At 39.7% G+C, this 12363-nt stretch carries 12 protein-coding genes and 1 pseudogene; 8 read left to right on the forward strand and 5 right to left on the reverse strand.

Going from position 1 to position 12363, the window contains the following annotated elements; genetic code table 11:
• From dndD to IQ228_RS10795, 8 genes are all read left to right on the forward strand, one after another.
• Positions 1-491: DNA sulfur modification protein DndD (gene dndD / locus IQ228_RS10760; protein WP_193962836.1), on the forward strand; the 491-nt coding region annotated here is incomplete at its 5' end.
• Positions 492-521: 30 nt separating this feature from the next.
• On the forward strand, positions 522-800 hold the full coding sequence (locus IQ228_RS10765; protein WP_027404583.1) for a hypothetical protein: 279 nt from the start codon (positions 522-524) through the stop codon (positions 798-800).
• 94 nt (positions 801-894) lie between these two features.
• Entirely contained in the window at positions 895-1290 is a 396-nt protein-coding gene (gene dndE / locus IQ228_RS10770; protein WP_193962837.1) for a DNA sulfur modification protein DndE, read from the forward strand.
• 40 nt (positions 1291-1330) lie between these two features.
• A complete protein-coding gene (locus tag IQ228_RS10775; protein WP_193962838.1) occupies positions 1331-2839 on the forward strand; it encodes an AmpG family muropeptide MFS transporter in 1509 nt (502 codons plus the stop codon).
• Positions 2824-3225: an ABC transporter permease gene (locus tag IQ228_RS10780; RefSeq protein ID WP_193962839.1), complete on the forward strand. Its 402-nt coding sequence runs from the start codon at positions 2824-2826 to the stop codon at positions 3223-3225. The genes IQ228_RS10775 and IQ228_RS10780 overlap by 16 nt, the downstream gene beginning before the upstream one ends.
• A gap of 108 nt (positions 3226-3333) precedes the next feature.
• Complete coding sequence (locus IQ228_RS10785; protein ID WP_168466401.1) at positions 3334-3471, forward strand: hypothetical protein; 138 nt, start codon at positions 3334-3336, stop codon at positions 3469-3471.
• Positions 3472-3489: 18 nt separating this feature from the next.
• A complete protein-coding gene (locus IQ228_RS10790) occupies positions 3490-4020 on the forward strand; it encodes an N-acetyltransferase (RefSeq protein ID WP_027404579.1) in 531 nt (176 codons plus the stop codon).
• Between the two features lie 170 nt (positions 4021-4190).
• Entirely contained in the window at positions 4191-4949 is a 759-nt protein-coding gene (locus tag IQ228_RS10795) for a HEAT repeat domain-containing protein (RefSeq protein WP_027404578.1), read from the forward strand.
• A gap of 154 nt (positions 4950-5103) precedes the next feature.
• On the opposite strand, the gene IQ228_RS10800 is transcribed toward IQ228_RS10795, so the two are convergent.
• From IQ228_RS10800 to IQ228_RS27265, 5 genes and pseudogenes are all read right to left on the reverse strand, one after another.
• Positions 5104-8010: a family 10 glycosylhydrolase gene (locus tag IQ228_RS10800; protein WP_193962840.1), complete on the reverse strand. Its 2907-nt coding sequence runs from the start codon at positions 8008-8010 to the stop codon at positions 5104-5106.
• A 459-nt stretch (positions 8011-8469) separates the two neighbouring features.
• Entirely contained in the window at positions 8470-9801 is a 1332-nt protein-coding gene (locus IQ228_RS10805) for a TIGR03279 family radical SAM protein (protein ID WP_027404577.1), read from the reverse strand.
• Between the two features lie 104 nt (positions 9802-9905).
• Positions 9906-10817, reverse strand: a complete 912-nt coding sequence (locus tag IQ228_RS10810; RefSeq protein WP_027404576.1) for an undecaprenyl-diphosphate phosphatase — start codon at positions 10815-10817, stop codon at positions 9906-9908.
• 244 nt (positions 10818-11061) lie between these two features.
• Positions 11062-11322 (reverse strand): DUF4351 domain-containing protein, encoded by a 261-nt coding sequence (locus tag IQ228_RS27260; protein WP_304511118.1) that lies wholly within the window; start codon positions 11320-11322, stop codon positions 11062-11064.
• Between the two features lie 6 nt (positions 11323-11328).
• Positions 11329-11568, reverse strand: a pseudogene (locus IQ228_RS27265) (DUF2887 domain-containing protein); the annotation flags it as partial.
• Between the last annotated feature and the right edge of the window lie 795 nt (positions 11569-12363).

Genomic DNA, 12363 nt, shown 5'->3' on the forward strand with positions numbered 1-12363 from the left:
CATTAAAAGTGTTTCGAGAAAGATTAACTTTAAGAAAATTAAATAAATTAGAAGAAGAAGTAAAAAACTGTTTTCTATATTTATTACACAAATCAGACTTAGTACATCGCATAGCTATTGATAGTAAAACCTTCGGCTTATCATTATATGATTTAAACGGAAAACCAGTCCCCAAACATCGGCTTTCCGCTGGTGAAAAACAACTATTAGCGATCGCATTTTTGTGGGGATTAGCCAAAGTATCAGGAAGACGCTTACCTATCGCCATAGACACCCCATTAGGAAGACTAGACTCCTCCCACCGTAACAACCTAGTAGAAAGATACTTCCCCTCAGCCAGCCATCAAGTAATCCTCCTTTCCACCGACACCGAAATCGGCAAAAAAGAATATCAAAACCTGCAAGAAACCGAAGCCATAGCCCGCGAATACCTACTTCAATACAACTCAGGTAAAAGAGAAACCACAATCAAACCTGGTTATTTTTGGTAAAATGTTATTTAGTATTTCATGGATTTAAATATGACAATTCCTCTACTACCAACTTTACATAATTTACCTGCTACCTTACCCTTAGAAGGTGCTGTCACAATCGAGTTACAAGAAGGAACACCTATCTTTCGTGCTTCTAGTAATGTCCAGAATCGCATTGAAACATTACTTTTTAAACAACAAAATTCTCAACTCACATCAGAAGAAGAACAAGAATTAGATAGTTATGAAGAAATAGATGATTATCTGATTTTTCTAAATCGCATAGTCCGTAATCTAGCCCACAATCAAAATAAACAAACTATATAAAATTAGCAAATTTTAAACTTCTGATTTATTTCTTCCTTTGCGTCTTTGCGCCTTTGCGTGAGACTTAAATTTATTATCACCAATCACCAAAATCATGGAATCACCAATAGAAAGAATCAAACTCTCCCAAACAGCCAAAGAACAACTACTCAAACTCAAACGCAGCACAAAAATCGAACAATGGAATATATTATGTCGGTGGGCGTTTTGTCGTTCCCTCACGGAAGCCGCAGCACCATCCCCCGTACCTATCCCCCAAGATAGCAACCTCGAAATGACATGGCGGGTTTTTGGGGGAGAAATGTCCGATATTTTACTTTTAGCCCTCAAACAACGCTGCTACAACGACGGCTTAGATACAGATAGAGAAACCCTAATTACGCAATTTCGCTTACATCTACATCGCGGTATTGGTTACTTAGCCGGAGATCAGAATATTAAGAAAATTGAAGATTTAATTGAACTAGCCACAAAGAAAGTAAAATCCTGATTTTGCACTTCTTGTGCCAGCATGGCAAGATAATAATCTTATGAAAGAAATTCAAGCACTCAGACAGGCGTTCCAAAGCCAGAAAATGGGTGCTTTATTATTACTAGGTTTTGCATCAGGTTTACCCCTATTTCTGACCAGTAGAACCCTACAACTATGGATGCAAGATGCCAAAGTTGATATTGCCAAAATCACCTTATTTGGGTTATTAAGTTTACCTTATTCCTTAAAATTCCTGTGGTCGCCCCTATTAGATAGATTTACACCACCATTGTTAGGTGGAAGAAGAGGATGGTTAATTATCACCCAAATTGGGTTAGTATTAGCGATCGCCGCCCTTGCCATTCAACAACCAGCCCAAAGCGAGCAAATATTACAAATCCTCGCCATCAACTGCCTGATTATTACCTTCCTCAGTGCCACCCAGGATATAGCTGGTGATGCCTACCGTACCGACATTTTAAACCCCCTAGAGGCGCAGCCAGGGGCATCTCTGTGGGTATTAGGCTACCGAATCGCCCTATTTATTACCAGTTCCCTCGCCTTAGTCTTAGCAGATTACTTACCTTGGAATGTCGTATATTTGCTCATGGCAGTGATTATGGCAGGAAGTATATTTACCACCTTGTGGTCGCCCGCAGAACACAAATTCCCAGATAAAAGACAATTAGCCCCCATTTCTGCCAAAGACGTGATTTTTATAGTCCTGATTACCTCACTAGTAGCAGGGTTAATTGCCGGCGTTTTTGTCGGTTTCATTGCCCAACCTGTATTTTATTGGTTATTAGCAGGATTATTAGTAGCTTGGATAACTGCATCCGTATTATTACCAAACTCCCTATTAAATGAAGTTAGGGAAGATAGTCCGCCTGAAAACTTACAAACAGCTATTTTCCTACCCTTTAAAGAATTTTTTCACCGCTTTGGCATTAAACAAGCCAGCTTAACACTCAGTTTTATTCTCCTCTATAAACTAGGTGATTCCCTCGTCGGCATTACAGCCAACTTATTTTTACGAGAAATAGACTTTACAAAAACCGAAATCGGCGCAATCCAGGCAGGAATGGGATTTCTTGCCACCACCGTCGGCGTATTAGCTGGGGGTGTAATCATGACCAAAATTAACTTAAATCGCAGTTTGTGGGTATTTGGAGCGCTGCAATTACTCAGTAACTTAGGTTACTATGCCCTAGCTGTGGCTAATAAAAAAGATTATTCCCTACTAGTCATCGCCGTAAACATCGAAAACTTCTCTGCTGGATTAGTCACAGTCGCTACAGTCGCCTTTTTAATGAGTCTCTGTAACCACCGATTCACAACCACCCAGTTTGCTTTATTCTCCAGCCTCATGGCCATTAGTCGAGACGTACTTTCCGCCCCCGCAGGTAGTTGGGCTACAGCCACAGGTTGGCCGACATTTTTCTTACTCTCTCTTGTAGCGGCGTTACCTGGTTTGCTACTATTACCTATTGTTGCCCCTTGGCATCCCAAGGTATTGGCAACCACCAGACCAGGACTACAAGAAGAAGATATATGGGAACACAAGTAGTTATTCTTGTCGGTACATTCGTTCTAATAGTTACAGGTCTATTACTAGGCTATGTCCTCTCACAATTAGTTCTGCAAAATCTGGCTTTTAATTTCCTCACACTCCTGGGAACTATCAGCCTGATCCTAATTTTTGGGACACTTTATTACGTCCTATTTTGGCAACTGCGACGCGAACCCCTGCAAGCACTCAATCCCAGCATCCCTAACCAACCAGATGAAGAAGTGACCGGCAACTACCTCAAAAATCGGCTCATCGCTAGATTATCTGGAGACGTAGCAGCAGCGGAAAGACTAATTGAACAAGCCAAACAAAATGTTCCTGAAATGCCCGAAAATTGGTACTGTGAAAAAGTCTTAAATGAATTAGACCAGGATCAGCCTTAATATTAGGGCAGAAAAAGACAAATTCATTTTGCTTAGTGCAAGTTGGCTAATTTATTGTTGAGAATTCGCTAGAATTAATACTGTTGCTATTTATTCATAAACAAAAACATGGCTATTTTTCGTCAATATATTGCCCCTTTGATTGCAGTGTTGATATTTACCCTGGCTTTGGTAGCAGTCAGCGCTCGCATCTTTTTACCCTCGGATATGGTAGCTCCCGCTCCCATTGGCATGATTATTAGGTAATTAGGGAATAAGTCTATTTTGAATTTCATCCCCGGCTATTCTCTTCGCCAAGGTTCCACCCTCGATAAAGCCCTCTTGGTTAAGTTCATGCAGCGCACTTACCAAGAACAATTCCCTGATCAAGACTTTTCCCACTTAGCACATACAGTTGAACAATACTTCTGTCGTGATACCCCCCTATGGTGGGTCTATAAAGAGGTAGGGGAGGTAGGGGAGGTAGGGACGGAAATTCTTCACCAATTACCAATCACCGATTACCAATCACCCGTAGCTTGTTTATGGGTGGGGAATGCTATAGATCAGGTTAGTGGCGATCGCCATCCGCACATCTTTCTCCTGTACGTCATCCCAGAATATAGGCGCAAAGGCATTGGTAAAGGATTAATGGCTTATGTAGAAAATTGGGCTACACAAAAACGTGATGTCTCCGGCAAGCCCAGCTATCGCCAAATCGGACTACAAGTATTTGTCTCCAACACACCCGCATTAAATCTTTATCATCAACTTGGTTATCAAGAACAATCCCTCTGGATGGTAAAATCACTCTAAGTAGGTTGGCGTGGAAAATTGTCGTTATGGCAAGGCAAGAGGCAAGAGGCAAGAGTGAAGAGTGAAGAGGGTTTGGGCGATTTTACGTTTCTTTACACAGTTTGGTTTTATTGTGTTCACCTACTTAATTGGGGAACAGGTTACAGGGAACAGGTTACAGTTGAATAATTATGTACGACGAATACGAACTAAGCCTACTCGATGCTGAAGTTGAGCTAGAAAGCCCATTAGATAAAATAGAACCACTTACTGATGAGTCAGAAGTGGAAAAACCTGATGCGGAATTAATGCTGGTACTCCTAGAAAACACCCAGCCTCAACAACGGATGTTAGCAGCGCGTGCTTTTTGTGATATTCAAGATGAACGAGCAACACCTCATCTCATCCATCTTTTAACAGATAATTGTCCCCTAGTGCGAGTTAGTGCTGCTTATGGTATCGGACGTAACCCAGCCAAAGAAGCCGTAGAACCATTAATTATGCAACTCAACCGCGATTTTAATGGTTATGTTCGCAAAGGCATAGTCTGGGCTTTAGGTAATTGCCGCGATCGCCGTTCTCTAGCACCCCTCACCGATGCCCTAAGAACCGACATTCCCGCCGTCCGTCTCTGGGCAGCCAGCGCCCTAGCACAGATGACAGAAGTAGGATATGAAGCCATCGTCGGTGCAATGCCCGCCCTGATCGAAGCCCTAGTCAAAGATCCTATCTCCGCCGTCCGCAGTAACTCCGCTTGGACAATCGGTCAACTTTGTAAAGAACTACCTTCCAATGTTATATACGCCACAGCCATAGACGCATTAATTCAAGCCTTTGCCGAAGACCAGGACTTAGGAGTGAGAGCAGACACCAAAGCCTCACTACTGGGCGTTGGCGATCCTCGCGGCTTACAATTAATCGAAACCCTAGAACAAGAAGGATGGTTTTAGAGTCAGTAATCAGTAGTCAGTAGTCAGTAGTCAGTAAAAAAGATTACCAATTACCAATTACCAATTACCAATTACCAATTACCAATTACCAATTACCAATTACCAATTTTCCCTGCCCTCACAGACAACTTATCCAGCAAACCCTATTTAGGATTTATCCATTCCTTTGACGCATATTTAATCTTCTTTCGCCAAAACGGATGAGTCGTTCAATAGCCAGAAGACGGTTTTCCCAAACTTTAACTTGATAGAGATTGGCTTGATTTTTCCCCGGTATCTGTGAAAATTGCAATTGAACCTGGTTGAGGGCTTTTCTGGCTGTAATTAAATTAAGAGCAGACGGTACAGATGCCAGTTGATTCAACGCATCTTTTAACTCCTGATCTAATTTCTCAAACTCAGCATTGGTGATTGCAGACTTATGTAACTGACCATTTTTTTCCACCACACGCCATTCTCTCTGCAAAGCTGCATAACGAAACGCCGCCGTGCGAAAAGGTTGACGCTGGGGTATAGGTTCGTTTTTAATTCCTTGGGTACTATTAAATATTTGTTCTAGTTCAGGATGAAAATTTTCCGCTGCAAACAAGGCATAACCGTTCACTGGCAAGTCTCGCAAAAGTTGCAATTGATCAAATGCACCCATAGTTGGTAATGACTTCAGACGGATTCCTGGAACTAATAGGGTAGCACCTAATTTTGTAGAAGTAATCCACGGTTGAGCTAATCCTTGAAACCGAGGTGTATCCAAAGCATAGGTCATCGGCACAATTAAATCTATATCTCCTCTTCTTGCCCATACTTCCCAATGTTGCTGAATTTTTTCTATGCGTTCATATTCCGGTAAGGGAAAAACGGCTACTGAGAGAAGAAGAGTGTTTCGTTTTTCTCGCAAGGTCTGTGATAATTCAGCCACAAAGCTATCCACCTTTTGGGTGCGGAATGCTGTCCATTGTTGCCACAAATCCCGTTGACTGGGAGAAATATCCAAGGGGTCAATACCAGTCTGCTGTTTAAATTGCTCCCTTGCAGCTTTACCATAACCATAGCTACGACCAACAAGAGAGTCTTGAAAAGGATAACGAATATAATCCAAATGAATACCATCTACTTGATAGCGAGTAACAATTTCGGTATATAATTTAGTTAAATATTCTCTTACCTGGGGATTAGCTGGATCTAAAAAAGGCTTAGTTTGACCAATGGGAATAATATTACCTCGATTGTCATAATTAGCCCAATCGGGATTTGCGGCTAATACTGGTCCCAAATAATCAGGACTAATATTAATAATTTCATTATGACGGTTATTTCCAGCGGCGAATACCCACACCCAAGCGTGCAATTCCATTCCCCGTTCATGAGCTAGTTTAACCGCACTCTCTAGGGGGTCCCAGTCACGAATCAGGGGGTTTTGTTGAGGTGCTACCTGACTAGGATAAATAGGATAACTGGCATTGACGGTTTCCAAAAAAATGGTATTAATTCCGGCTTTTGCTAGTTTATCAAAAATTTTGGCTAATTCGACTTCATTGCCGGCTTTGACAATAGTACCTCTATCTAACCACATTGCCCGAATTTCTGGTTGTGCTAATCGTTGATTGACGGGAAATTGCTGCCATAGATTTGCTTTAGCTTGTAACCATTTCTGTCTAACTGTTGCATAGTTTTTTTGTTGAATTAATAAGGGGATACTTTTAACTGTTTCTCTCGCTTGTACTAATGTTTCTGCTAAGTTTGATGCTGATGTTTCTGGGTGGGAAAATGCTGTTTTAATTGATTCTGCTTTTTCCAGTGAGGAATTAGTGCCATTATTGTTGATATTTTTGGCAGAATTATAAGCTAATGCTGCTATATGGGTACTTTCTAATCTACCAATCAGATTTTCTAATTCTTTTTGCAGGGCTATACCTTCTTTTTGATCAATCGGCTGATTAGAATTAGGTATAACATCTAAGCGGACATTTTCTTCTAGTTGATTAATTGGATCAATAAAATTTTCATTAGTAATTTTAGAAACTACTAATGATCCTGTATTTTTTGGATTTGGTTGTAATTGGGAAGTAACAGTTATTTTTGTAGCAGGTTTTAGCCGGGAAATAACTGTGGTTTTTTTAGCAATCTTTTTAGCAGGTTTTACATGAGAATTAATAGTGGTTTTTTTAAGAGGTTTGGATTGGGAGGTAAGGGTGCTTTTTTTGAAGATTTTTTTGGTGGGTTTTAACTTGGAGGTAGCAATGGGTTTTTTGGGAATTTTTTTAGGAGGTGGGGATTGGGAAACAATCGGTAATTTTTCTAGAATTTGCGGTTGCGTGGGTCCAGTAGCTATTGTTGGCTGACAGTTTGAAGCCGGATTTGTAAGTTTACTTTTGCTATTAACTGGTAATCTTAAATAACGATTTAAGGATGCTTTTAACCAAGCAATGTCTAATCCTACAGATGTATCTTTTCCCCAATACCAACCTAATAGGGTAGATTTTTCAGTTGTTAATATTGCTGGTGGATGATCTTGGGAGTCCCAACTTACAGGAGTTTGACTAGTAGAATTATTAGGAATAATCACACCACCTCGAATTGCACCAAATAATTCTTTTTGATTTATCCAATCAGGAATATTCGTATTTGTGGGTTGCAAATTTTCAATGGTGTTGAAGCTAAATCCCCAATAACCTCCTAGCAGTTTTCGTAATAATTGACGAACTCCAGGTGTGGATAAATTACCCACTGGTCCACTAGCTATTAAATATCCACCTTGACTTACCCATTGATCTAAGGCGATCGCCTGTTCCGTTGTCAATACCTCTACATTGGGCAAAAATAATACCGATGGTTTACCCCAATCAGTCTTATCTTTAACTTGACTCAGCGGAATCACACAATATTTCACATTTAACTTCTGTAAGCGGTTGCTAATTCTTTGCCATTCTTCAGGATTATTCTGGCTATTAACCACACTGAATACAGGAGAATCATTAATAGCTTTTACAGGCAATACTCCCCAGATATTAAACAGGAACAAGTTAATATTTAAAATAACGAATCCGACTGTCTTTTTATTCATTAGTCAGTTGTCAGTTGTTAGTTGTCAGTTGTTAGTTGTTAGTTGTTATACTCAAAACGGCTAGAAGCTGGACTTTTTTATCATACAAAGAACAAGTTCAAAGCCTCTCCAATTATAAAAGCTGCTCCTTTTCCCTCCCTTGTAGGGGAGGGTCAGGGAGGGGTGCAAAGGAGAGGTTTACCAGAGGGGTTTCATATTTGGTTAAACTATGAACCGTTTGCAGTATAGTTGTTAGTTTTTAGTTGGTTAAGGATAGGAAAGAATTTTGTTAATTAGGGTTTGCTGATAGCGTAGCGTGGCGTTAGCCATACTTCTAGTACAAAACGGCGTAAATAAACCAACCATTCTAAATCCTCCAAAAGCCTATACTGTCTTCATTTTGACTTTTGACTTTTGACTTTTGACTTCCGCCTTGCGGTACTAGCCCTCACAGATAACTTTTTCAGCAAAGCCTGATTATTAGTCCGCTTGAAGACAAGTATTGATTAATTCCTCAACTCCCGCTACAGGGAAAATACTGACATTTAATTTTTGAGATACTTCTGCAACCGTCATATCATCTAAAAATACCAATTCCCCATGCTTCAGCATGACGCTAGGTAATAAAATTCCCTCTCCTAAATCTTGCCCTTTTAAGTTTAAAAGTAAATCATGTCCGGTTAATAAACCAGTCACACTGATACTTTGTCCCCAATAATCGCTAGATAAAGCTCGCATATTCACTTCTAAACCCGTGACAGTGTTTAACTGTTCTACCAAGGGTTGAAATGCTGTTTCCACTGCATTACCGACAACCCAAGTTAATCTGCGTTGATTGGTAATTTTTGGTGGTAATAACTCAGTTGCAGTTTGGGTAAACTGTTTAATAAATAAGCGAATTGAACCTACACCATTATCAATTTGCGGATATTCTTCATATTCAGCTTCAGTAGGTAATTCTTCCCCAGCAATTAAAAACCATTCATCAGCTAACCAGACGACACTAGAATTATATTCTTGGCGAAATTCCTGGGAGAGTAATTTAACTTGATAGATTACCTCTTGGGCTTTTTCCCGCGTCACAGGTACGAGTTCATCTTCCTGGGGACGAAACCGCGTCAAACCCAACGGGACAACTGCTATTGATGCTACCGTTGGTAATTCTCCAGTATGAAAAGATGTTAAATCCCGCAATGTCCTCTCTAAATGTTTACCATCATTTATCCCAGGACAGACAACAACTTGAGCATGAATTTGCAATCTTCGTTTTTGAAACCATTTAATTTGTGATAATATTTCCCCGGCACGATTATTTTTTAAAAGTCTAATTCTCACATCTGGTTCCGTGGAATGCACGGAAACATAGAGAGGTGATAACCGCATTTGTTCAATTCTTTGCCATTCTCTCGCGGTTAAATTCGTTAAAGTTAGATAAGAACCATATAAAAAGCTTAATCGGTAATCGTCATCTTTTAAATATAAACTAGTTCGTTTTCCTGGTGGTTGTTGATCAATAAAGCAAAAGGGACAACGGTTATTGCACTGAATCAACCCATCAAATAAAGCTGTAGCAAATTCCAGTCCTAAATCATCATCATAATCCTTTTCAATTTCGACATGATGGGTTTTCCCTGTCGCATCTAAAACTTCCAATTCGAGAATTTCATCAGCACATAAAAATTGATAATCAATTAAATCACGGGGTTGTGTGCCATTAATAGCCACAATCGCATCACCGGCTGTAAAGCCAATTTCCTCCGCAATTGAGTCAGGTAGCACCTTGGTAATTTTCGCAGGTTGAATGGTAGTCATTAGTCATTAGTCATTAGTCAGTTGTCAGTTGTCGGGAAAGCTTGGAGGACAGAAGGAATTTATTTAGAAGTCCCTTGTCCCCTATTTTCCAGATTTCAACTACTCTAACTATTTTTTAACATTCCCGCAGCGATCGCACTTAATATTGTTGCTCCAAATGCCAACCGATACCAAACAAATATCCAAGTATTCTTGGTTTGCAGATAACGCAACAGCCAAGCAATAGAGATATAAGAAAAAACAAACGCAGATAATGTCCCTACACCTACCACAACCAGGTCAATTTTCCCCAGTGCCTCCTTCAAAAACTGATACACAGTAGCAAGTGTTAAAGTCGGAATACCTAAAAGAAAAGAAAATCTAGCGGCTGTTTGCCTTTCTAAGCCGAGAAACAAGGCTGTAGTTAAAGTTGAACCCGAACGAGACGCACCAGGGGCTAAAGCCATCATTTGTCCGATCCCAATCAACAAACCATCACGAATTGTTAGGGTGCTAAAATCTCGCTTATGACTGCCCAGTTTTTCCGATGCACCTAATAACAGCGACATAACAATTGATACTATTGCAATAGAAGTCATACTGTTAATAGCCGAATCTTCGCTATTTAATGCTTTTTTCAGGACAAATCCGCCGATTACAGCAGGTAAAGTTCCTATAGCTATGCCTACTAACAATTTCCATTCTTCCTGTTCCCAGTCTTTTTGTTGAAAAGCCTTGAAACCTCCAGTTAATATCTGTTTAATATCTGTCCAAAAATAAATTAATACCGCTATGACACTACCAAATTGAATTGTTGCCAGAAAAGCTTTTGAACTCAATTCCTGCCAATGAAAAACCTTGGTAAACACCTCTAAATGAGCCGTACTGCTAATGGGTAAAAACTCTGTAATCCCTTGAACTATACCCAAAATAAAAGCCTGAAAAATTAACTGAATCAGATTCCCTTCCGGTACTCCTACCTGTAACAGTTGCCATGATAGTAAATTTATACTATTCACTTCTAAGATTGTTGTCATTAACAAAACTCCCAAAATCAATGCGTAATTCTAGCAAACTATCCAACTTTACTTGGTTGTTGTCAGTCTGTTTAGACAAAATCTTATCAGCGCAGTAAGTAGGTTGGCGTTGAAAATTATCGTTATGGCAAGGCAAAAGGCAAGAGGCAAGAGTGAAGAAGTTTTCAGCGATTTTACGTTTCTTTACACAGTTTGGTTTTATTGTGTTCACCTACTTAACTCTTAAATAAACCATGCACCCAAATTACTTGTTTATCTCAGATTTTAACCATATTTCCAAATCATTAATATCTGTAAAATCTAATAATGTTTCTCCTAGCCTTTCCAATTGTTCTATGTTCAAACTTTTGATATTTTGAGTATAACTATCTTCCAGCTTTCCAAACCGTTTAGATAATATCCTTAGCAATAGGTTTGTTGCTGCATCTTTTTTACCTTCCTGTCTGCCTTCCTGCTTTGCTTCTTGATATACCCGTGTTTGCTTAATATCACTCACTAAAAACATTGCTTCTATCTCCTGACGGCTTAATTGTGAAAATTTGGACAATAAAACAGTCTCCAACAACTCTATAATACCTTGTTTTTCTCTGTCATTATCAATCTCCGTCTTAGTTCTTGCCATAAGGGTTTTAACTAATTCCAGTGCTTGTGCTTCCTTACTAACAATTAACTCAATTAACCCCATACCAATTGAACCCGGTGGTAATTCATCTAAATAAATTCGTTTAATTCTCCCACTATTAATCAATTCTTGTTGATAAGCTGGCGTTGCTGATTAAGGGTATGAATTTTAGTCTCACGCAAAGGCGCAATCACGCTTCGTGATCTCGAAGAATAGACGCACTGAGGTTTGAGTTTTAAAGGTTCAATTTGGGAATTTCATACCTCAATATGGCTACGCCTATGTACTCAAGAGCCTAAAAAACTAAAGTTTCAGAGTTTAGATCTTCAGTCAAAAAAGAGATGTTTTTACAAGATGCGTAGCAGGAAAAAAACAGTATCATTATTTCAATCTCATGTTTTTAAACATGAGTTTTTTCTGTTCCCTGTTTCCTGTTAAGAGTTCCCTGCCCTCACAGACAACTTTTATGGCTTACGCTACGCTATCAGCAAACCGTAAGATCCAAGATAACGTCTTGGTATTTTGGCTATGAAGACAAATGTCAGTAACCCAGCCCTAAAGGGACTGGGGTTGCAAGAGTAATCAAGCAAGCCGTACTGACCAGACCACCCTGAGCGACTTGCCCTGACTTGTGCCGAGCGAAGTCGAGGTAGCGATGTCGAAGGGAGTCAAAGGGTAGCCGTTATTTGAGTCACGACACCTACCGAATGCGTTGCCAGTTCCCTGCTCTGTCGCTTGTGATTAAACAGTTCTAAGGTAACAGGAACAGTGTTGCAAGCCCAACAAGCTCTTATAACACCTGAGTTCGATGTAAATAAAAAGTCTAAAAGTACGTAACAGCAATAGTTCTGTCAATAAGTATTGGTTATTGAGAATTAAAGCCCACGCCAAAAAGTTCTCAAAAAATTAATTTTTTGAAATGTA

Origin of the sequence: Dolichospermum sp. LEGE 00246, assembly GCF_015207865.1 — a bacterium.
GTDB lineage: Bacteria > Cyanobacteriota > Cyanobacteriia > Cyanobacteriales > Nostocaceae > Dolichospermum > Dolichospermum heterosporum.